Source organism: Candidatus Pedobacter colombiensis, assembly GCA_029202485.1.
Classification (GTDB): Bacteria; Bacteroidota; Bacteroidia; order Sphingobacteriales; family Sphingobacteriaceae; genus Pedobacter; species Pedobacter colombiensis.
Genome location: CP119313.1, coordinates 2195987 through 2216873 on the forward strand (window position 1 = coordinate 2195987; position 20887 = coordinate 2216873).

General features: G+C 40.1%; 23 protein-coding genes. 15 read left to right on the plus strand and 8 right to left on the minus strand.

All coding sequences use genetic code 11. From position 1 onward, the window contains the following. Positions 1-133: 133 nt before the first annotated feature. The 4 genes from P0Y49_09320 (at position 134) to P0Y49_09335 (ending at position 7100) form a co-directional block, all read left to right on the plus strand. A complete protein-coding gene (locus P0Y49_09320) occupies positions 134-1264 on the plus strand; it encodes a DUF4974 domain-containing protein (GenBank protein ID WEK21340.1) in 1131 nt (376 codons plus the stop codon). A gap of 186 nt (positions 1265-1450) precedes the next feature. Next, positions 1451-4711, plus strand: a complete 3261-nt coding sequence (locus P0Y49_09325) for a SusC/RagA family TonB-linked outer membrane protein (GenBank protein WEK21341.1) — start codon at positions 1451-1453, stop codon at positions 4709-4711. A 23-nt stretch (positions 4712-4734) separates the two neighbouring features. After that, positions 4735-6147, plus strand: a complete 1413-nt coding sequence (locus tag P0Y49_09330) for a RagB/SusD family nutrient uptake outer membrane protein (GenBank protein WEK21342.1) — start codon at positions 4735-4737, stop codon at positions 6145-6147. 32 nt (positions 6148-6179) lie between these two features. Next, positions 6180-7100, plus strand: coding sequence for a hypothetical protein (locus tag P0Y49_09335; GenBank protein ID WEK21343.1), 921 nt, complete (start codon positions 6180-6182; stop codon positions 7098-7100). A gap of 21 nt (positions 7101-7121) precedes the next feature. Here P0Y49_09335 and P0Y49_09340 read toward each other — a convergent pair whose 3' ends face one another. From P0Y49_09340 to P0Y49_09375, 8 genes are all read right to left on the minus strand, one after another. Next, entirely contained in the window at positions 7122-8168 is a 1047-nt protein-coding gene (locus P0Y49_09340) for a hypothetical protein (protein ID WEK21344.1), read from the minus strand. Between the two features lie 68 nt (positions 8169-8236). Then, entirely contained in the window at positions 8237-8473 is a 237-nt protein-coding gene (locus P0Y49_09345; protein ID WEK21345.1) for a hypothetical protein, read from the minus strand. Between the two features lie 81 nt (positions 8474-8554). Beyond that, positions 8555-8989, minus strand: coding sequence for a hypothetical protein (locus P0Y49_09350; protein ID WEK21346.1), 435 nt, complete (start codon positions 8987-8989; stop codon positions 8555-8557). Between the two features lie 138 nt (positions 8990-9127). Further along, positions 9128-9466, minus strand: coding sequence for an AraC family transcriptional regulator (locus tag P0Y49_09355; protein WEK21347.1), 339 nt, complete (start codon positions 9464-9466; stop codon positions 9128-9130). Beyond that, complete coding sequence (locus tag P0Y49_09360; protein WEK21348.1) at positions 9463-10245, minus strand: ATP-binding protein; 783 nt, start codon at positions 10243-10245, stop codon at positions 9463-9465. The genes P0Y49_09355 and P0Y49_09360 overlap by 4 nt, the downstream gene beginning before the upstream one ends. 3 nt (positions 10246-10248) lie before the next feature. After that, on the minus strand, positions 10249-10884 hold the full coding sequence (locus P0Y49_09365) for a hypothetical protein (protein WEK21349.1): 636 nt from the start codon (positions 10882-10884) through the stop codon (positions 10249-10251). A gap of 7 nt (positions 10885-10891) precedes the next feature. Beyond that, the gene (locus tag P0Y49_09370) at positions 10892-11341 is read right to left on the minus strand and encodes a hypothetical protein (GenBank protein ID WEK21350.1); all 450 of its coding nucleotides are present in this window, start codon (positions 11339-11341) and stop codon (positions 10892-10894) included. A 20-nt stretch (positions 11342-11361) separates the two neighbouring features. Next, positions 11362-12015 (minus strand): response regulator transcription factor, encoded by a 654-nt coding sequence (locus P0Y49_09375; protein WEK21351.1) that lies wholly within the window; start codon positions 12013-12015, stop codon positions 11362-11364. 292 nt (positions 12016-12307) lie between these two features. On the opposite strand from P0Y49_09375, the gene P0Y49_09380 reads away from it, so the two are divergent. The 11 genes from P0Y49_09380 to P0Y49_09430 all read left to right on the plus strand — a co-directional run bounded on the left by P0Y49_09380 (position 12308) and on the right by P0Y49_09430 (position 20885). Further along, a complete protein-coding gene (locus P0Y49_09380) occupies positions 12308-13156 on the plus strand; it encodes an RteC domain-containing protein (GenBank protein ID WEK21352.1) in 849 nt (282 codons plus the stop codon). Positions 13157-13531: 375 nt separating this feature from the next. Next, entirely contained in the window at positions 13532-13987 is a 456-nt protein-coding gene (locus P0Y49_09385) for a hypothetical protein (GenBank protein ID WEK21353.1), read from the plus strand. 165 nt (positions 13988-14152) lie between these two features. Then, positions 14153-14476, plus strand: coding sequence for a DUF4134 domain-containing protein (locus P0Y49_09390; GenBank protein WEK21783.1), 324 nt, complete (start codon positions 14153-14155; stop codon positions 14474-14476). Between the two features lie 11 nt (positions 14477-14487). Further along, positions 14488-14916: a hypothetical protein gene (locus tag P0Y49_09395; protein ID WEK21354.1), complete on the plus strand. Its 429-nt coding sequence runs from the start codon at positions 14488-14490 to the stop codon at positions 14914-14916. A gap of 11 nt (positions 14917-14927) precedes the next feature. Beyond that, positions 14928-15263 (plus strand): DUF4133 domain-containing protein, encoded by a 336-nt coding sequence (locus tag P0Y49_09400; protein ID WEK21355.1) that lies wholly within the window; start codon positions 14928-14930, stop codon positions 15261-15263. 2 nt (positions 15264-15265) lie between these two features. Further along, positions 15266-16078 (plus strand): hypothetical protein, encoded by an 813-nt coding sequence (locus tag P0Y49_09405; GenBank protein ID WEK21356.1) that lies wholly within the window; start codon positions 15266-15268, stop codon positions 16076-16078. A 63-nt stretch (positions 16079-16141) separates the two neighbouring features. Beyond that, a complete protein-coding gene (locus P0Y49_09410) occupies positions 16142-18619 on the plus strand; it encodes a TraG family conjugative transposon ATPase (protein ID WEK21357.1) in 2478 nt (825 codons plus the stop codon). Positions 18620-18623: 4 nt separating this feature from the next. After that, a complete protein-coding gene (locus tag P0Y49_09415) occupies positions 18624-19010 on the plus strand; it encodes a hypothetical protein (protein ID WEK21358.1) in 387 nt (128 codons plus the stop codon). 10 nt (positions 19011-19020) lie between these two features. Further along, positions 19021-19713 carry a conjugal transfer protein TraI gene (locus tag P0Y49_09420; GenBank protein ID WEK21359.1) on the plus strand — a complete coding sequence of 231 codons (693 nt, stop codon included), beginning with the start codon at positions 19021-19023 and terminating at the stop codon, positions 19711-19713. Positions 19714-19721: 8 nt separating this feature from the next. After that, a complete protein-coding gene (locus tag P0Y49_09425; protein WEK21360.1) occupies positions 19722-20147 on the plus strand; it encodes a hypothetical protein in 426 nt (141 codons plus the stop codon). A gap of 87 nt (positions 20148-20234) precedes the next feature. Further along, a complete protein-coding gene (locus tag P0Y49_09430) occupies positions 20235-20885 on the plus strand; it encodes a hypothetical protein (GenBank protein ID WEK21361.1) in 651 nt (216 codons plus the stop codon). Positions 20886-20887: the final 2 nt, after the last annotated feature.

Consider the following 20887-nt stretch of genomic DNA (forward strand, 5'->3'; position numbering starts at 1 on the left):
AAGTGTTTAGTTAGAAGATACACTAAATCATATTCAACTAGATAATAAAACGGCTATTCAAAAAATAAAAACAACCCAAGCCGAGAGTTTTCTCTTTCCAAACGAATAGGTATGCAAAAGCCCTATTTGGACAATGGAAGACGTTAATCAATTATATCAGAAATTTCTGAACCAGCAATGTTCAAGGCAGGAAGCCGAAGAACTGCTTCAATACTTTTTAACAGAAAAAGGCGATGCTGAAATGGCACAACTCATTGAGGCAACACTGGAAAATCAATCTTTGGGAAAAATAACTACTGAAGACCAGCTCTCGATTGAAAGAAATGAAAGGCTGGTCATGGATAAGATTAAGCCGAAAAGGGAATCAAATAGGTATATCTGGTACGCTGCGGCTGCTGCGTTGCTGGCTGTACTTTCAGTAACGTTTTATTTTTCCAAAGATAAAAGCAGCGTTCCGACCAACCAGATAGTAAACCATGATGTTTTACCCGGTGGCAACAGGGCTACTTTAAGACTGGCTAATGGTAAAACAATCAACCTGGATGCTAAAAAGTCAGGTGTTGTGATACAAGCCTCTCAATTGACCTACAATGATGGAACTGTAATCGCGGCTACCCAGGGAAAAAGTAATGAAACTTCAATGATCAATACGCCATCAGGCGGACAATATACTGTTGAGTTACCGGATGGTACCTTAGTAACCTTAAACGCTGCCAGCTCGCTTAAATTCCCGTCAACATTTTTAGGATTAGTTAATAGAACGGTTGAGCTGGTTGGCGAAGGTTACTTCCAGGTTAGAAAAGACAAACAACATCCTTTTATTGTAAAAAGCGGTGATCAGCAGGTTGAAGTACTCGGTACACACTTTAATGTTACCGCCTATGCAAATGAAAAAAACATCAAGACCACATTGGTTGAGGGATCGGTAAAAATTAGTACGGCAAGCGGAAGCAAATTACTTAAGCCCGGCCAACAGGCACAGGTTAATGGTACGGCTATTCAGGTGGACGAAGTGGATATAGATGATGCGATAGCATGGAAACAGGGCTACTTCATCTTTAATGAAGACCTGGAGAGCATTATGAAGAAAGTATCCAGGTGGTACAATGTTGAAATTATTTATCAAAGCAAGTTTGATCCGGGCCTTGGTTTTCAAGGCAAAATCACCAGAAACAAAAATCTTTCAGAAGTGCTGAAAATGATGGAATACACCGAAAAAGTACACTTTAAAATTGAAGGGAGGAAACTTATTGTAACAAACTAAAAGGGAAGAAAGAGTAAAGCCAATCCTTAAAAACAAAACCGGCAGTGCGCTAACACTACCGGTCGATGTCTGGATTGGTAAATAAGAATTGTGTCATATCAACTTTAACCAGACGAACAAATGTATAAATTTTATACTAGCAAAATTGGTGTGCCCCCAAGGTACATCTATAAACTATTGCTCATTATGCGATTAACTACAATCCTATTAATAGCAACCATTATGCAGGTCAGTGCTAACAGCTTTGGGCAGGCCATCACTTTGAACACTAAAAATGCGTCTCTACCGACTGTCATTAAAGAAATCAGCAGGCAAAGCGGCTACGATTTTTTTTACGATCAGGATCTTATCAAGAAGTCGCAGAAAATCACTGTTAATATTTCCAACAGCCCAATTGAAACAGCATTGGAAAAGTGCTTCGAGAATCAGCCCTTTACTTATAAGATTGAGAATAAATCCGTACTCTTAAAGGCTAAGGAGCCTTCCTTTCGCGAAAGAATCATGGATCGTTCTGTCAATATTGATGTGCGTGGTCGTGTCTATGATGATCAGGGTATGCCTCTTTCGGGAGCAGTTGTGAGAATTAAAGGAGCAAACAACGCAGTAGGAACTGATGCAAGTGGTTCTTTCCATTTAATCAATGTGCCTGAAGGTGCTATATTGGTTATTTCCTTTGTCGGATACGGTACGGAAGAAGTAAAAGTAACTAAGAACGTTGGAATGATTGTACTAAAAATCAGTACTAATGAATTAGAAGAAATGGTGATTAATGCGGGTTATTATACGGTAAAAGAGAAAGAGCGCACTGGTTCCATTTCCAGAGTAGATGCCAAAACAATAGCACAACAACCCGTAAGCAATCCTCTTGCTGCACTGATTGGCCGTATGCCAGGTGTAAACATTGAGCAGTCATCCGGTATCAATGGTGGAGGATTTAAAGTACAGATCAGGGGACAAAACAGTTTAAGAACAGAGCCTGGAAATAATGGGAATGATCCTTTGTACCTTATTGATGGGGTTCCTTATCCTTCTGCAAGCCTTACACTTGAAAATTTAGGCGTAATCGGAATTAGTGGAGTAGCCAATCCGCTCAGCACACTTAACCCAAATGACATAGAAAGTATCGAAGTATTAAAAGATGCAGATGCTACTGCTATCTATGGATCAAGAGGTGCCAATGGTGTGATCCTTATTACAACAAAGAAAGCAAAACCCGGAGCTACTCAATTTGCATTTATTGTTAATCAGGGAATATCGCAAATCAGCAAAAAGCTAAACCTTTTAAATACTGAACAGTACTTTCAAATGAGGAATGAAGCGTTTAAAAATGATGGAGTTTCACCTGCAGCTACAGATTATGACATTAATGGAACCTGGGATAAAAACCGCTACACTGACTGGCAGAAAGAATTGATAGGCGGAACAGCCAGCTCTACCAATGTTAGTACATCTATTGGCGGAGGAAATGAATTTACTCAATTTGCAATAAGGGGAAACTATAGCAGGCAAACTACGGTTCTTCCTGTCAATCTAACAGATATTAAAGGATCGGGTGCTTTAACCATAAATCATTCGTCTTTTGATAGAAAGCTAAGTCTTAATTTTTCTTCCTCATACAACGTGGAGGCGAACACTTTACCAAAATATGACTTAACATCTTATACTAATTTAGCCCCGAATGCCCCTGCATTATATAATGCAGACGGAAATTTAAACTGGGGACTAGACGATCAGGGTGCTCCAACCTGGAACAATCCTATGGCCTCTACCCGCGAGCCTTATACAAGTAATAACAATATATTTTTATCAAGTGGACAAATCAGTTATGAAGTTGTTCCCGGACTTAAGATAAAAGGCAGCTTTGGGTACAGCAATATTAAATTCAGGGAAAATGTAATCAGCCCAATAGCAGCGCAACCTCCTTCTGAATATGCAATAGGCCTGAATTTGCTTTCGCTTACAAGTGTGGACACATGGAACATTGAGCCTCAGATCAATTATCAATATAAATCTAAAAAGTCCACTATTGATATTTTGGTAGGTACAACGCTTCAGAAAAGCGCTCAAAGAAATGAATTTTTGGTTGGAGCATTATATACAAGTGACCTGTTGATAAAAGATATTAGTTCAGCACCGTTTAAAAATGCAGTTACATCTTCATCATTGTATAAATATCAGGCAGTGTTTAGTCGCTTGAATTATAACTACAACGGGACTTATTTCCTAAACATTACAGGCAGACGTGATGGTTCCAGCAGGTTCGGCCCTGATAAACAGTATGCAAATTTTGGCGCAATTGGAGTTGCATGGATTTTCTCAAATGAAAATATGGCGAAGGAGTTATTGCCTATGTTATCACTAGGTAAAATCAGGGGTAGTTTTGGAAGTACCGGAAATGATCAAATTCCTAATTACGGATACCTTGAAACTTACTCTGCAACCAATTCCTACATTGATGGCAGCGGATTATTCCCCAGCCAATTAGGGAACCCTGATTATTCTTGGGAAATCACAAAAAAGTTAGAGGCTGCAATTGATCTGGGGCTGCTTAAAGACAGGATACTTTTTAGTGCCAGCTGGTATCGTAACAGGTCATCAAACCAGTTGGTAGGATATACATTACCTGATATCACCGGATTTTCAACTATCCAGTACAATCTACCGGCAACCGTCCAAAATACGGGTTGGGAATTTGAACTAAGAACAAACAATCTTTCATCAAAAACATTTACATGGACAACCGCTTTCAATCTCACTATACCAAAGAATAAGCTCTTGTCTTATCCTGATATTGAGGGATCAAGTTATGCGAATACGTATACTGTTGGCCAATCCTTATATAACATTCGCAAGTATCATTATCAAGGTGTCAATACCCAAACCGGAATGTATGATTTTGCAGATGTAAACGGAAACGGGGTACTGGATGTCGGTGATAGGATATCACCAACGCAGACTGTGACCAGTCACTGGTATGGCGGGATTCAGAACAGTTTCAACTTAAATAATATAACGTTGGATATTTTTATACAAGTAGTAAATAAAACTGCCCTAAGCCCATTTACCGCTGCTCAGATGGGAATGCCGGGCAGTATGGGGAATCAAACAGTTGATGTTCTTGATCGGTGGCAAAAGCCTAATGACATGGCAAGTTTTCAGCAATTTTCACAGAGTTTTACTCCAAATGGCCCTGGAAGCAGGTTCTCCAGTCTTTACTATTCCGACCGGTTTAGTAATGCATCCTTTGTCCGGTTAAAAAATGTTTCTCTTTCCTGGATGCTTCCCCGATCGTGGTCACAGCGGGTAAGGTTGCAAAACCTGCGAGTATTCGCACAGGGACAAAATCTACTGACTATCACAAAATATCCTGGCGATCCAGAAATAGCAAATGTAAAAACCTTGCCAAGTCTGCGAACGATTATCTGCGGCCTCCAAGTGAATTTATAAGTTGGACATTAAAAGAATTTGAAATGAAAATCATTCAATATAAAAACTGCTACCTGCTGTTATTGATACTGGTAACACTATCATGTAAAAAATTTCTAAGCATTGATCCTCCGATTGATCGTATTGTAGCCAGTGAGGTGTTTTCCAATACTGAAACGGCTACTGCAGCTGTTAGGGGGATTTATGCTAAAATGATGTCAGAAAACGGATTTGCAAGCGGTAGCTCTTCCAGTGTTACTTTGCTTTCAGGAAGATCTGCTGATGAGTTTTCCAATTACTACACTTTATCTGATTTCCCCAAACAGTTTTCTGAAAATAACCTTTTGTCTACTAATTCAAGTTTACAATCAGGGCTTTGGAAAGATCCATATCAAATTATTTACGGAGCAAACTCTGTACTGGAAAGTCTTAATAAATCAGTACAACTTTCTATCAATACAAAACAGCAATTGGGTGGTGAAGCAAAGTTTATCAGGGCGCTATGCTACTTTTATTTGACCAACTTATTTGGGAATGTGCCGCTGATACTCAGTTCAGACTATCGGCTTAGCTCTACTGCAAGTGCCAGTAATCCGCAGGATATATATGTTCAGGTAATCAAAGACCTGCTGGAAGCCAGAGATCAATTAGCAGATAACTATCCGACTGCTGACCGGACAAGAGCCAATAAATGGGCAGCAACAGCTTTATTAGCACGTGTTTACTTATTTAACAAAGATTGGGTTAATGCTGAGAAATATTCTAATGAGCTTATCGCAAAGACGGATCTTTACGATCTCATTCAGGACGATCTAAACAAAGTGTTCTTAAGCAACAGTAAAGAAGCAATTTTACAGTTTTTCGTTCCTCAAATACTAGGCGTAAATACAAATGAAGGAAAGATCTTTATACTGAGACAAGCGCCAGGATCATCAACAGAGGTCGTAATGAGTGAAAATTTGTTTAATGCCTTTGAACCTGGTGACAAGCGAAAAACCAATTGGATAGGAACGTTTACAAGTGGTACTTTTTTCTGGCATTACCCATATAAGTATAAAGTTAAAGCCGGATCATCTCCACTCACAGAGTTCTCTATGGTACTCAGAGTTGCAGAGCAGTACTTGATCAGAGCCGAAGCAAGAGCGCAGCAGAATAAAATTTCCGGATTGAACAGCGCAGAAAGTGATGTGAACCTCATCAGAGGCAGGGCTGGATTAACCGGAGTAACTGGGACAACACAAGCAGCAATGTTACTATCTATTGAAAAGGAAAGGCGTATGGAACTATTCTCAGAGTGGGGCCATCGATGGCTTGACTTAAAACGTACCAATAGAGCCGATGCTATTCTGGCCCCCCTTAAAGGCCAAAACTGGCAAAGTACAGATCAGTTATATCCAATACCTTATTCGGAACTTGTTAATAATAAAAATTTAAAACAGAACCCCGGATACAACTAATTACTGACCTATTTAACATAAACAATAAAATCATGAAAATCAAAATATTTGCACTACTGTTGCCCGCATTTCTATTTACATCTGCCTGGGCACAGGAAAAAAAAACGGAAACTCAATTTGATGAAGATTGGGCAAAGGTTATTGAAGGGCTGCCTTTGTTTATCAATGGTAATATAGCTAAGACAGATGTGGGAGCAAAAGTAGCTTATAGCTGTCTAATAACTCCGTTTTCCCCAGCTCTTCAGCCAGGCTACGTGTTTCATACAGCAACGGAAAATATACAAAGCAAACGTTCAATGGGAATAATTTTCAATTTGCCTGTAAAGCTTTTTATTCAAATTCTCTATGGGCATTTTTATGAAACAGATACTGTGACTAAATCAGCTTATTTTCCGGCTCCTATACCAAACGCAAGAACGGTTTTTAAAGACATTGATAGCGCAGCGCTTGTTGTTTCCGTAGATGGAAAAAAACAATGGCAAAATTTGTATAACATACAATTTACATCATCTAAAAATATTCCTACCAGTGTGATCAGACGGCATATGATTAGCGATATTGAATTACAATTTGGTGTAAAAACCTACTGGGAAAAGCAGGTTAAAAAATGCATTGTGATTTCCCGAAATGGGCTGCCGATACCGGAATACCAAAAAGGTGATGTGGAATACAAATTAGGAACGGATAAAAATGGGCAAGGTGGTGTGTCGATGAATAATGTTCCATTGGTTCAACTCATCAATTTTATGCTTGTCAGGGAGTTTAGAAATACTGATTACCCTATTGTTGACGAAACCGATTTCACAAAGAATCTAGGGAAAGTTTCCTTTTCAACAAAAGATCCTGGGCTAACATTCGAAAAGATGAGAGTTAATATGGCTAAATTTGGTTTCAAATTTAGCATTGAAGAACGTGAGGTTAATATGCTGGTTATCACTAAAGCAAACATGTAAACATATTTTCAGTTGCTGGCACTATGTTGGCAGCTGAATTTTGTACCGATAAATAAAAGAATCATGGATCGTATAGACATATCCGTTGATTACTTTAAACTGGCTGATATTTTTATGCTGCGTATTTGGCAAGTAAAATGAATACACATAAGCCCCCCTTGCAATATCGTAGATGTCAATTACGGTGGAGTATTTAAATTGAGTATCATCTTCCTTTTTACCCATCAGGGTTGAATGAACGAATAGGTAATTTTTCCATGTTGCACATTTTGGATTAACTAAAAGTGCAGGTGTTGTAATTACACTGGAGCCATTTGACTGAATAGCTGAAACGTTGAAAAAAGCAGAATCTATCGGGTCTATTGTTTTTATCTTCCTTACCAGATTTAAACTGGTGTCCATAACAATTATTTCATTTCGGTAGGCATATAAATAGGTGAATAATTGCAGATTCTTGTTATATTCTAGGTTGCCACTGGTACAATATTGTCCGTCAACTTGCTTTATCAATATTGTATCATTTTCTATTGTTCCTGCCGGATAAGTTGCTTTACGAAAAGCATTACATTGGGTTTTTGAACTAACATAACGAAATACAAGGGAATTATCGTTAAGCGGCACGCTTTCCTGGAAAAAAGGGCAAGAAATAGTCCAAGTTGATGCTCTCCATTCATTTGTTTTTCCTTTAAGGATCGAACGTTCCAAGCCGTAAAAAACATAAAAGTTTATGCTGTCTACATAAATCTTGTAGTCGCTTACTCCATGTGATGTTGTATATCGTAAGTCTATGTTAATAGTTTGCGTATCTGTCAATGGCGAATTGGTTCGGAGCAAACGTGGCAAAGTAGTATAGTTGCCTAAATAGATATTTTCGTCAGATGAGCCGGCAATATAATAGGAGTTAAATCTCAAGTCAAGTCCCTTGATATCAGTGACCTCAAATGGAATCCTACGTTCAAAATCATAAGACAACACTTTTAGTTTTGCATGGTATCGGATAAAAAGTATCAGAATTGGTACAGGTGATAATATAAAAATCAGAAGCAGACGGGTAAATATTATTTTCATATGAGTAAGTAATAAGAAAGATGGTTAAAGCTCTCGTAGTCAGTAACCATCTTTCAGTTAATCAAACTTTAATCAAGTGCTAAGGGGCGGCTACATAAGCCAGTATTTGCATCGAAGCCGATGTACTGTACTTTGTCAATTGTACAGCTTGGTGTTGAACTTGCATGGCAAGGTACACTGGTTGTACATACTCCTACTACCGGTGCTGGTTTTGCACCGATTGTTTTTGTGTTCGCTTTACCTACTAAAGCTCCGCCTACTGCAATTGTTGTCAGTATGGCGAATGTTAAAATTTGCTTTTTCATAATAATGAGTAATTAGAATTGAATGATTGCCTACTCTGTTACAGGTTTTCGGCAAGTCCTGTTTCTCGGCCAAGAAATATTTTAAATAGGGTTTAATCTATCCTGCAGGTTGTGCTTGCTTTGAACAACTATAGCTGTTACGGCCAGTAATACAAATGCGATATTAAAAACTAAATGCTCGCGCCATCCCATCTTTTCCAGTATGCCCCCGCACGAACAAGGGACCCGTTCAGCGAAATTCAGGATTACAATAATGTAAGCGGTAAACATGGTCATTAAGCTAAAGCTGGCATATAAGCCTGTCACACGAGTAGCATCAAATAACAGCATCAATGAAATGATAATTTCTATTGTTGGAACAAGCCATGCGATTATACCAGCATACCCGGTCAATATAGGTGACTGACCAATTTGTACCGTAAATTTTTGGTAGTCTATTAGCTTATTTGCTACCGCATATAAGAACAGCAGTATGAAGCAGTAAGAAATGAGTTTTACAATAAGTGATTTGTTCATGGCTTAAATTATTGGTGAGTAGCACAATAATTTTGTGATACAAAGCTATAGTCGCCAAGTTGTTATTTCCGGTCAAAAAGTTGTGATTTCGTTGCAAAAAGTTGTGAAAAAATGTCAATTCTAAAATTGTAGACACTTTCATTCTGTGTCATTTGGACTTTTTGAAACATGGCTGGGGGAAACATGAAAGTACTTTATAAAGGCTGTGGTAAAATTGGCCGGATCATGATATCCTACATTTAGCCGCACATCTGCAATACTGTGGCTTCCTTCTTTTAGCATCTCCATAGCCTTATCCATACGTTGTTGCAGAATAAACTTGTGCATGGGCACTTTGTATTGCTTTTTAAAGCGTCTTTGTAATGTTGAGGGGCTAAGATTAAACTGCTCAGCAATTCTTTCGATAGAAAGGCTTTCATGTAGATTAGCTTCAATATACTCCATGATAATGATGATATGATTGTGTGCTGCCTTCATACCACGTCCTTTATTTCGAGTACTACTTTCGTTCCCCTAAATTTTTCGGATTTTATTTCAAGTGTGGCATTGATAAGTGCTGCCCTGCTACGCATGTTGGGGATTCCGTAGGTTGGCGCTCCGTAGATTTTTTCCTGGTTCAAGCCTATTCCATTGTCTTCAATAGACATACAAAAGCAACCATCTTTTGCTGAAATGGATATGATAATTGTTGAAGCCATTGCATGTTGAGCAATATTGCTGATGGCTTCGCTGGCAATGCGATACAGGATGATTTTTACCTCATCCGTTAGAATTGGCTCGATCTCGCACTCTACCATATAGTCGATATCTGTCTCTTCCATGATCAGGACCAGCTGGTCTTTAACCAGGCTTAACAAACTTTGAGACCGGATATATTCAAGGTTAATGGACTGGTTTATGGATGTGATCTTTTCAACGAGGACATCGATCTTATTGATTGATTCGACCAGTTCTGGTAAAGCTGAAGGAGCAACTTTTAACAGGTTCATTCGAGTACTGTTCAAAGCATTGCTGATCAATACCGCTTGTTGCTGAATGTCATCGTGTAGGTGCCTGGATAGTTCGTTAATCCAGCGTTCATATTCATTGATTTTGTCCTTTTGTCCTTCAATTAACAAAAGACTCTGTGTGCCATATCTCTGGTTTTTCCGATTGCGGAACGAATAAACCATATAGATAAATGCTCCGGTAAGCAAAAGCAGGATTAATGTAAAAGCAACAAAAAATAACAATATGGTGCGTTCTGGTATGTACATTCCTTACTGAATTAACTTGGGCAAGCACCAAAACCCAAAGCCTATAATTCCATAGGCAATGATATTGGTGACAATATGCATCGCATTAAGCATGGCAGCGTAATCTTTATTTAATTCTGCAGCCGAATTGAATACTTGCGAATTCAGCAGGTCAACTGTCCAGTAAAACATCAAAGCTGCCGAAAACCAGAAATGAGCGAAGCGGGTCAGCTTTTCGTGCCCCTCTCTATGGGATAAGAAAACCATCATATACAAGCAAAGGCTGATCACGACAATTCCACACCACAACAGGAAATAATTGTTGATCAGATCTTCCTGTTGAAGCCAAAAGTAATCATAGACCCCGAAAGCGATTGAAAAATAGCCAAGCGCGACTATCCACCACTTTTTTAAGCAGGCGGTAAAATACAGGCAGACTGTAAACATTTGAATAATGTCAGTGACATTATAAACATTATGATTGTCGCCTATGAAGTATTCAATTCCCGATGCTGTAAGCTCACTAACAAAACTGATTAAGATTAAAACATAGAATATCCTTGCCGGTTGTTCCATTATTCGCAGGCGTACAGCTCCCAGCCAGATGACGATCAGCAAGCATAGCAGGTAAACACCGTAAAGGATAAAATTCAATAACATGGTTGAATCAGAAACAGATTGGCGGACATGGTTTGGCCCGATCAAGGGCATAATTTGAATTGTAATAAACAGTATGGCCTGCATCATTTATGCCTGTTACCACAATAGTTAAAGCCGTTGATGAGAAACCCGTAGGGATGCCGAATTTACCTGAATTGACATAGGGCAAGGTATGTCCAAGTGCGATCTTCACCTCTTTAATATGAGTATCAGTAAGGTATTGGCGCAACGCTTCTGCATCTATGGACCAGGAAAGTAATGTATCGGGTCGTTCTGAACTGTAACTTGCAATGTAGCTTGCCGTCATCCTGTCCGCGGAATCTCGGGGAATAAAACAATCACCGGGCACTTCTTGCCGGGATGAGGTGGTTGTTCTTTTAACAGTACCGTTTTTTTCTTGTGGTGAATTGCAGGCTGCTAAAAATGTCAGTGTGCTGAGTAGATAAATTAGTTTCATGTCTGTATGTGTTAGATTGGTTAAATGTTGATGATGCCAAGCTTAATTGCTTCAAGCGTCAGGCCGACCCTGGTGCTCACATTGAGTTTTTTAAAACACTTGCTTCGATAGTTTTCTACTGTCTTGGCACTTATATTCATAAGCCTTGCAATTTCAGGGTAAGACAGATCAGACCCCGCGTGTTTGATGAACTGCCTTTCTTTTTCCGAAAGGTTGAATACTTTGGTTTTATGGTTCATTATGCTTTCAAACATGTTGACATCTGCATCTTTGGTGTAGGCAAAGCCGGTAGTTGCAATAGCAACAACAGCCTGGTACAGCTCTTCATAGCCATACTGCTTAGACAGGTATCCATTAGCACCAAGATGTAAAGCCTTCATAATCGTTTGCTCGTTGTGGTGCATGGTGTATATCAGACAAGGCAGACTTTTACCAAATGTTTTCCTGATCTTTTTAAGAAGTGTCAGTCCATCCATCTTAGGCATGGATATATCAATGATGCAGATATTTGGTAATGGAACCGTTTCATGTAGGTAATTAATGAGGTCATTCCCATTATCTGTACTATAAATCACATGTGTATTTCCTTTTGAATCAAGAAAGTCACAGACGGACTCCCGTACACCTTTCTGATCTTCGACATAAGCAATTCGAGTAGAGTTCCATAGGTTCATATAGGTAAATCTATTGGAGGAGATATACAAAACATATCTTTTCCTTCGATATTTTCAAAACAGGGGGGAAATCTCCCCCCTGTTTTGAACTTTCTGAAAATTATGCAAGATAAATTCAATAAATTCCGGTAGACTATTCTCACTGCTGCGTGACTTTTGTAATACTTCAATTGAAAATGAAATACTTCAACTGTGTTTTGAAGTGATTCGAGCAATTGGACCGCAAGCATATTCTTTTAATAATCATAGCCTAATGCAACTTTGACTCAATCAGAATCAACCCTATACAGCTATGATACAATTTGCCAACCAATTACAAGATGAGATGGAGCATGCCCTGGATCAGGTAACCATCAGGCCGGAGCGGGAAGCACTTAAGGCAAGAAACAGTTTTGAGATCGTAAACGATGCACTGCACAAGCTAAAGGACTTTATCAAAGTTTATGAGTTTACCAGCATCGAAGAAGAGATCCATTTTTTCAAAGAGATCAAGCCGAGGTTTTATCACCTGCTGATTTACTTTGGTGAACTAACTGCTATTGAAAGCCGGAAGCCCATTGGAGATAACGATACATTGGTAGCTTATTTGCGAAAGATAATCGACCGAAACAGTGAGTTTATTGACCATCATCAGCTGCTACACAGTTATTATAACTTAGGCTATACAGAGGAAGATGAGCGGTTTTTTCTTAGAAGTTCCATTCATCAGTCTTTATACCCGCAATACAGCGTTGATCTGGACACTACCTTTTCTACCAAAAGCAGCGCAGTACTATCAAAGCTCATGGCCTTTGAGAAAGTAAACGACCTCTTAGGGCGAGAAATCGAATATCTGAAAAGAGGTCCTGACGCTCCGGTTAGTACACCGGATACAAAGAAAGATGCGGTTGTATGGACAGACAGCAAGTCTGACCTAATCGAACTGGCTTATGCCCTTCATTCTAGGGGGTCTATCAATAGTGGTAGGTGTCAGGTTCAGCAAATCATAAGCATCTTAGAAATTGCTTTCAAAGTAAAGACCGGCAATTTCTATCGCACCTTTCAGAGTATGCGACTGAGGAAAAAGAACAGAACGGCATACCTGGATGCTGTCAGAGAAAGTTTGATCAAAAGAATGGATGATCCTGATCTTTTATTCTAATTACAGCAATCAGCTTAAATATTCTTTTGGAGGCGGGTGGTTAAAATCACCCGCTTTTTTTATGCTTTATGCGCTAAATGAAAAATGGAGAATTTTTAGTCCCTAATTTTTAAAAAATGGTACTCCATCCATAGTGTAAATTTTACTGCCGGCATTTTTGTATAGCCATCCTTTACCTACATGTGTATATCAGCGCCAATTTAGCTTGAATGACAAGGGATCTGGCGCATACAACACTACTTTCTGAGTAAGAAATTCATCCGTAAAATTTCCTGAAAATATTTTTTTGGTACTCCTGCTGCGGTGTAAAAAAAGCCTTTCAGCCTGCACCAACTTTGTATCGTTCAATGTGATAAACGATAAAAAAATAAAACCATGAAAGAGCTACTAACAAACATTACCTGGCCTCAATACCTCTTAGCGATGGTGGTACTGGCCGCGATTTATTATACAGTGGTGTTCCTGCTGTATTTCAGAAAGGACTTATCCAAAAAGATAAAGTCAGCAAGACAAGGGAATGAAGAATACCCTGAAGAAGAATTGGAAAACAACGCGCAGGATGCGCCTGAAGATTCACAGGGTGAGCTGATGGATCATCTGGAAAGCACGGTGTACGATATAGAGCATAGCATACTGGAGCCGGGAAAAAAGGCAACCAAACAGGAGCTGCTTGAGCAGCTTCAGACAAGAGTTGCAAGCTTTGGCGGGTTAAGTCGCCCCGGCTACCGCTATGCCCTGAATAATTTCATTATAGAAAAAGCAAAAGAAAATTGCGGGGCGGATTTTAGTGAGGAGGAACTGGAAGCGGCATGGGATAATCTGCCCCGCTAAAGTATTGTCCGGTAAAAATTGGTGTAGGGTTTCATAGGTGATGTAGGAGAAACCGGGCATAAGGGAAAGGGCAGCCAGAGTGAGGATGGGGAATGTGGTTCAGGAGGTTGCCCTCCCTTTTTTAACAAGGAAATTTTAATAGAAACGAAGATGAAGAGGATAAAGATGAGAAGGGAAATTTCTACAAACAGAATTTCAAAAAAAGGATTGCTTACAGGATTGCTGTTACTGGCTATCCTCACAAGTTATGGTCAGGGTGGCAATGACGGCATTGACGCTGCCAACAGAGAAGTACGCAGCTACTTCAACTCAGGCACTAATCTGATGTATGCTATTGGCGCTATTCTGGGCCTGATCGGGGCAATCAAGGTTTATCAGAAGTGGAATAACGGAGATCCCGACACGAGCAAAGTAGCAAGCGCGTGGTTTGGTAGCTGTGTGTTTTTGGTCATAGTTGCTACAGTGATCCGTTCATTTTTCGGCATATAGAACTGGTGGAAATGGAAGCTATACTTCAACAAAAACTGCACGATTACATCGTAAGCCATAACCCTGAACTGCTGTTAAAGCTTCAGGAGAATTTTTCGCTGACCACCTATATCAGTGATAAGGTCGCAGTAACGATGGCGATGGTAAAAAGCCTGATCCAAGAAGGCAGAACGCCTTACGACATTGAAGAACTTGCGCTACAGGAAATGACAGCGGAACTCCGGCCTTCAAAATTCTTATACCTGAAAAATATACTGGAAGAAGAATTTCCAGATGAATATAACAAGTTCAGTGAGGCTGGTGTGCTCACTTATGAGCTGGTTAACCTGATAGATGCCTGTCAGGAAATCTTTCAAAACGCTGAGTTTTCAGAGGCCAACGAAGATAACCGCTTCCTGCGCTACGCAGTGATTGCCCAGGTACATGATTACCTGCTTTAAAAATCGAAGCTATGACAAACAGTGTGTATCAGATCAACAAAGGGATAAACCAAAGCATCCAGTTTAAAGGCTTACGGGCACAATACATCTGGTATTTAGGAGGCGGGATAATAGTGTTGCTCATCTTATTCGCCTTCATGTATATCATAGGCTTGCCGCCCTACATCTGCATTGCAACTATTGCCGCAATAGGGACTTTTTTAGGTACGCAGATTTATGCAATGAGCAATAAATATGGAGAACATGGCTTGATGAAAGCGATGGCGCGAAAGATGGTTCCAAAATCAATTAAAGTAACCAGCAGAAAAGTATTTATCAAACCGAACTCATCGGTTCAAACAAAATAGCAATGGAAACGCAATTACCTATACACGAAATCAACGGAACCTCCTTCCTGGTGGATGTGCAAAAAGGCGAACTTAAGGAAGCGGGTAATCCGGATAACACCATAGCTTTTGCTGACATGCGATACAATGAAGAGGGTTACGGCTTTAGTTATGACCCTTTAACAAAAAATCTTCCTGAATGGAATCGCCTTTATAAGCCAGAAATTGAATTGATACAAGTACCTCATATGGTTGAACTCGATCCCGCTGGTATGGCTGCCAAATATGGAAAGACTTTACAAGAGGTATCAGGCAAAACAGACTTTGAGGTAATAGTAGATCAAGAAGTTTTAGCGATGAGAATGAAAGGCAAGTTACCTACTATTGATATTGCCGGTCATTTATTCTACGTGGACATCCGCTGTGATCGTTTACGTCCAAAGGATGACTTTTCGACAATGGGGATCAGTATCTCTGAAATTGAAGAGTATCAATATCGTGATGGCGATACGTACGTATTTACTTATGATCCCAAAACACATCGGGCTAGAGAAATAGATCCAGAAAAGATGACCACCATCCCCAAAGATCTTTTATTTATTGAAATTCCAATACCGAAACTACTTGATCCTGTTGGATATGCTAGAAAAACCGGATGTCATGTCACCGAATTATTAATGAATACGCCTTTAAAAGAACTCCATCAGGCAAGAACCATTCCCTGGAAAGAAACAGGTTTACTGATACTAATTAAGGAAAATGCAAATAAAAATAGACATCAGGTGAAGCAATCACAAAAGAAACGAACCGGGCGCAGCAAACGCAAAGGCATCTGAGTAAAAAGATGTGAACGGTAAGGACAAGGTTGAAGAGTATAAATAGTGTGTAAATAAAGTGTGATGGAAAAAGTGTTGGATGAAATTTTACCAATAATGGATGTAGAACATGACTGCATCCTGTCTAAACAAGGGGATATAACCGTTGCTTTTAAGGCAGAACTGCCTGAAATATTTACGCTCTCTGATCAGGAGTATGAAGCCTTTCACCAGGCATGGATCAAAGCGATCAAGGTGCTGCCTAAATACAGCGTTTTCTGTAAGCAGGATTGGTTTGTACAAAGCAAGCATCAACCTGACTTTACGAAAGAAGATACGAGCTTCTTGAGCCGTAGCAGCGAGCGTTTTTTTAATGAACGGCCATTTCTACAGCATAGCTGTTATATCTTATTGACCAAAAAGCCTGCAGGCAGAAAAGCAACTACCTCGTTATTCTCCAACCTGCTGCGTAAGTCCATTGTACCACAGGAAACATTAAAACCACAGCTTTTACAAGACTTTCTGGATTGCGTAGGCCAGTTCAAACGCATCATCGAAGACAGCGGATTTGTGCAGCTAATACGGCTGAGAGAAAAAGAATTGCGAAGCCACAGCCGCAAGCTTGGATTAATTGAACAGTATTATTTCCTGTCAGAAAACAGCAATGATTTTGTGATGCGGGATATCGCCTTTGATGAAGGCTTACAGGTGGGCGATAAACATTGCCAGTTGTACACCCTTGGCGATGCTGCCGACTTGCCAGCATTGTGCGGCAGTAGGATTAACTATGATAGGTATTCTACAGATAGAACAAAATTCAGCGTTGGATTTGCCTGCACATTGGGCCAGCTACTACCCTGCAACCATATTTATAGCCAATACATTTTTATCGAGGATGCGCAAAAAACGATTCAAAAGCTGGAGAGTAAACGGCTGCGCTTGCAATCGCTCTCCGCATACAGCCGTGAAAACACCATAGCCAGGGATGCGACCAATGATTTTCTGAACGAAGCGATCAGCCAGCAACGTCTTCCGGTAAAAGCACATTTTAATGTGCTGGTATGGACCGATGAAAAAGAAGAGCTCAAAGACCTGAAAAACATGGTATCCTCTGCGCTGGCACAAATGGATGCTGTATCCAAACAGGAAACCGTAGGTGCCCCTCAAATCTTCTGGGCTGGGATTCCCGGCAATGCGGCTGACTTTCCCATGAACGACACCTTCGATACATTTGTTGAACTGGCCACCTGCTTTTTGAACCTGGAAACAGGCTATCGCAGCTCATTAAGCCCCTTTGGTATTCGTTTGGGTGATCGGCTTACCGGTAAGCCTGTTCATGTAGACATCAGCGATGAACCCATAAAAATGGGCATATGCACCAACAGGAACAAGTTTATACTTGGTCCATCCGGAAGCGGTAAATCCTTTTTTACCAACCACATGGTGCGCAGTTACTACGAGCAAGGCACACATATCGTATTGGTAGATGTAGGGCACTCTTACAAAGGATTGTGTGATATGGTCAATGGTTATTACTTCACCTATTCAGAAGCCAACCCGATCAGGTTTAATCCATTTTATATCGGAGAAGGTGATTCGCTTGATACTGAAAAAAAAGAAAGCATCAAGACCTTGCTGCTGGCACTCTGGAAAAAAGATGATGAGGAATTTAAACGCTCTGAATATGTAGCACTCTCCAATGCCATCAGCGGCTATTATGCGATGCTGGATAAGCAACCTGATATTTTCCCATGCTTTGACAGCTTTTATACCTACCTGAAAAATGACTATGTGCCGGTGCTGGCTCAAGACTTGGTGAAAGAAAAGGATTTTGACATCAATAACTTTCTGTATGTACTGCGTCCTTACTACAAAGGTGGCGAATTTGACTACCTGCTTAACGCTACTGAGAATCTCAATCTATTACAGGAAAGATTTATTGTGTTTGAGCTCGATAACATTAAGGATCACCCGATTTTATTCCCGGTCGTGACCATCATTATTATGGAGGTTTTTATCAACAAGATGCGCAAAATGAAAGGTTTGCGTAAAATGATATTGATCGAAGAAGCCTGGAAAGCATTAATGAAAGAAGGTTTCGCTGAGTACATCAAGTACCTCTTTAAAACAGTAAGAAAATTCTTTGGAGAGGCTATCGTGGTAACACAGGAAGTGGAGGATATTATTTCCTCTCCTGTAGTAAAACAGGCCATCATCAATAATTCTGACTGCAAGATATTACTTGACCAAAGCAAGTACCAAAACAAGTTTGAGCAGATCCAGGAGCTGCTTGGTCTTACTGAAAAAGAAAAGGCATTGGTGCTGTCCGTCAACAAATCGAACGATCCTACAAAAAAATATAAAGAAGTATTTATCAGCCTTGGGGGGATGCAGAGCAAAGTGTACCGTACAGAGGTAAGCCTTGAAGAATATCTGGCCTACACCACTGAGCAAACTGAAAAAGTTAAGCTGACGGAGTATGCAGAGAAATTTGGTGGCGACATCCGCAAAGGCATTGCAGCAATGGCTGCCGATATAAGAAATGGTAAAGAAAAAAAGTGATGTTATGAAAAAGGAAAATTTATGGAAGAGGATACAAATTATCCTGCAAGTGGCATTCAAATATGCCAGCCAACATGCGCAAAGTCTAAATGCTATTAAGGGTACTTATCACAAACAATACCCGAAACAAGATCCTGATTTCAGGTATACCGAGGTTTTAACAATCGTTCCATTTGGAAGCTTGTTTAAAGTTATCCATTCGAGCTATATGGACCAGGAGTTGTTAGGTGAAAAAACCTGCCTTGCCACTTATGGCTGGCACTCGAACGGACACCTCATTGAAATCGGAGGTTGCCGGTATTGGATTTTTGACCCATTGCAGAAAACTATTTACCTGGAAGACTACTCCGATCCAGATGTTAAAACAGTTGAGGTCTTTGTCAAAATATAAATCTCATGATATGAAAACGATTAAAAAACACATCCGGTATATGGTGTTGGCATTCTGCCTTGCTTTTACGGTACTTCCTGTGCAGCGGGCTCAGGCTTTTCCCTTTTTCCTGGAGATCATTCGTCAGGCAGTCATTAAAGCAATCAAGGCAGCGGATCTGGCTATCCAACGCCAGCAAAACAAAGTGATCTGGTTGCAAAATGCACAAAAGGTCATCGAAAACGCCATGTCAAAGCTGAAGCTTACCGAGATCAGCGAATGGACAGACAGGCAACGCGAGCAATACCAGCAATATTTTGACGAGTTGTGGCGAGTTAAGGCTGCGATCAGCTATTACCAGCGTATAGGCGAAATCACCCGAAAACAAATCCTATTGGTCAAAGAATTTGAAAGAACATGGGGATTGATCAAAAAAGATAAACACTTCACAGCTGATGAGATCCTGTACATGAGCAAAGTATATACCGGCATCCTGAACGAAACAATTAAAAATGTAGACCAGATGATGCTGGTGATAAACAGTATGAAAACACAGATGAGCGATGCCAAACGCCTCGAACTGGTTAATGAAGCTGCCTCGCGGGTCGATGAAAATTACGATGACCTGCGCCAATTTAATACCCAAAATATGATGTTAAGCTTAAACAGGGCCAAATCTGAAAACGAGCGGGACTATGTGAAACGCCTTTACGGCATTAGATAATTGTGGATATGGATGATTTTAAAGAAATACCAGAAGTAATAGATGCTCTTAAAGATATGGGAATGGACGGGTATTGCCAGTTCTATAGTTATCCAGACCACGATTATACAGAAAAGGTGGCTGATGGACTAAATATAATCAAAGGCCATGCCCTGGACAAACCCATAAGCAAGTTCAGTATAAGCGGGTATCCTATATGGAACGGGCCGGAAGAGAACTACGTTTCCTGTTTTTGCAGTTTGACGATAAAGGACAGCAAAATTAAAATTGACCAGCTATCGCTGAGTTTTAAGATGCCCAATATAAATGCGCCTTTCCATACGATTGAATTATTTGAACCGCCCTTACAGGAACTACCTACCGCGAAACAGTTGCGGGATCAATTAAAGGCAAAACTAATCCTGCCGAAAAAAAAGCAAAGAATAAAAAGATAACAATATGGCATGGTCAGGGTGAATAACAATCACAGTTGTGACTTCCCATACATGACCAGGGTAAATACGCATCAAGACAATACAATCATGAAAAATACAATCAAAATATTCTTACTGCTGATCCTGTTCAGTACTGCAAAAGCTAAGGCTCAGACATGGGAAGAACTATTTGACCAGAGCAGAACCCAAACCAAATACCTGATCGAACAGGTGGCTGCCCTGCAGGTATATATCACGCATGTTCAGAAAACTTATAAGATCGCTAAAGAAGGATTAAACTTTATCGGTGATGCTGCTAAAGGCGAATTTAACCTGCATGATGAATTTTTCACATCTCTCCAAAACGTTAACCCGACTGTGCGCAAGTACCCGCAAATCGCCAGCATAATCGTTTTGCAGTCCAGGATCATTAGCAGCACTAAGAATTACAACAAAACGATTCGTGACCGAAAAACCCTCGGGCCAAATGAAATGGATTATGTGATCACGGTTTTCGACAGGGTGTTAAAGGATTGTGCAGCAATATTGGATGAGCTGATTGCAGTTACATCATCCAATAAGCTTGAAATGAAAGATGACGAGCGGATCGCCCGGATAGACAAGCTGTACAATGAAATGCAGCAAAATTATGCCTTCACCGAAAACTTTGGAAGCGGTGCAGTTCAGCTTGCTGTAGCACGGGCAGATGCCAAAACTGCTATTGAAAACAGCAGGATTTTAAACAACATCAAAAAATAAGA

What these genes read in the sequence shown, in the direction of transcription:
- P0Y49_09370 (WEK21350.1), bottom strand. Translation starts at nt 11,341, where the DNA reads ATGAAACTAATTTATCTACTCAGCACACTGACATTTTTAGCAGCCTGC.
- P0Y49_09375 (WEK21351.1), bottom strand. Translation starts at nt 12,015, where the DNA reads ATGAACCTATGGAACTCTACTCGAATTGCTTATGTCGAAGATCAGAAA.
- P0Y49_09345 (WEK21345.1), bottom strand. Translation starts at nt 8,473, where the DNA reads ATGAAAAAGCAAATTTTAACATTCGCCATACTGACAACAATTGCAGTA.
- P0Y49_09350 (WEK21346.1), bottom strand. Translation starts at nt 8,989, where the DNA reads ATGAACAAATCACTTATTGTAAAACTCATTTCTTACTGCTTCATACTG.
- P0Y49_09395 (WEK21354.1), top strand. Translation starts at nt 14,488, where the DNA reads ATGGAAGCTATACTTCAACAAAAACTGCACGATTACATCGTAAGCCAT.
- P0Y49_09355 (WEK21347.1), bottom strand. Translation starts at nt 9,466, where the DNA reads ATGAAGGCAGCACACAATCATATCATCATTATCATGGAGTATATTGAA.
- P0Y49_09390 (WEK21783.1), top strand. Translation starts at nt 14,153, where the DNA reads ATGAGAAGGGAAATTTCTACAAACAGAATTTCAAAAAAAGGATTGCTT.
- P0Y49_09335 (WEK21343.1), top strand. Translation starts at nt 6,180, where the DNA reads ATGAAAATCAAAATATTTGCACTACTGTTGCCCGCATTTCTATTTACA.
- P0Y49_09400 (WEK21355.1), top strand. Translation starts at nt 14,928, where the DNA reads ATGACAAACAGTGTGTATCAGATCAACAAAGGGATAAACCAAAGCATC.
- P0Y49_09420 (WEK21359.1), top strand. Translation starts at nt 19,021, where the DNA reads ATGAAAACGATTAAAAAACACATCCGGTATATGGTGTTGGCATTCTGC.
- P0Y49_09385 (WEK21353.1), top strand. Translation starts at nt 13,532, where the DNA reads ATGAAAGAGCTACTAACAAACATTACCTGGCCTCAATACCTCTTAGCG.
- P0Y49_09415 (WEK21358.1), top strand. Translation starts at nt 18,624, where the DNA reads ATGAAAAAGGAAAATTTATGGAAGAGGATACAAATTATCCTGCAAGTG.
- P0Y49_09410 (WEK21357.1), top strand. Translation starts at nt 16,142, where the DNA reads ATGGAAAAAGTGTTGGATGAAATTTTACCAATAATGGATGTAGAACAT.
- P0Y49_09340 (WEK21344.1), bottom strand. Translation starts at nt 8,168, where the DNA reads ATGAAAATAATATTTACCCGTCTGCTTCTGATTTTTATATTATCACCT.
- P0Y49_09405 (WEK21356.1), top strand. Translation starts at nt 15,266, where the DNA reads ATGGAAACGCAATTACCTATACACGAAATCAACGGAACCTCCTTCCTG.
- P0Y49_09425 (WEK21360.1), top strand. Translation starts at nt 19,722, where the DNA reads ATGGATGATTTTAAAGAAATACCAGAAGTAATAGATGCTCTTAAAGAT.
- P0Y49_09365 (WEK21349.1), bottom strand. Translation starts at nt 10,884, where the DNA reads ATGTTATTGAATTTTATCCTTTACGGTGTTTACCTGCTATGCTTGCTG.
- P0Y49_09330 (WEK21342.1), top strand. Translation starts at nt 4,735, where the DNA reads ATGAAAATCATTCAATATAAAAACTGCTACCTGCTGTTATTGATACTG.
- P0Y49_09360 (WEK21348.1), bottom strand. Translation starts at nt 10,245, where the DNA reads ATGTACATACCAGAACGCACCATATTGTTATTTTTTGTTGCTTTTACA.
- P0Y49_09320 (WEK21340.1), top strand. Translation starts at nt 134, where the DNA reads ATGGAAGACGTTAATCAATTATATCAGAAATTTCTGAACCAGCAATGT.
- P0Y49_09380 (WEK21352.1), top strand. Translation starts at nt 12,308, where the DNA reads ATGATACAATTTGCCAACCAATTACAAGATGAGATGGAGCATGCCCTG.
- P0Y49_09430 (WEK21361.1), top strand. Translation starts at nt 20,235, where the DNA reads ATGAAAAATACAATCAAAATATTCTTACTGCTGATCCTGTTCAGTACT.
- P0Y49_09325 (WEK21341.1), top strand. Translation starts at nt 1,451, where the DNA reads ATGCGATTAACTACAATCCTATTAATAGCAACCATTATGCAGGTCAGT.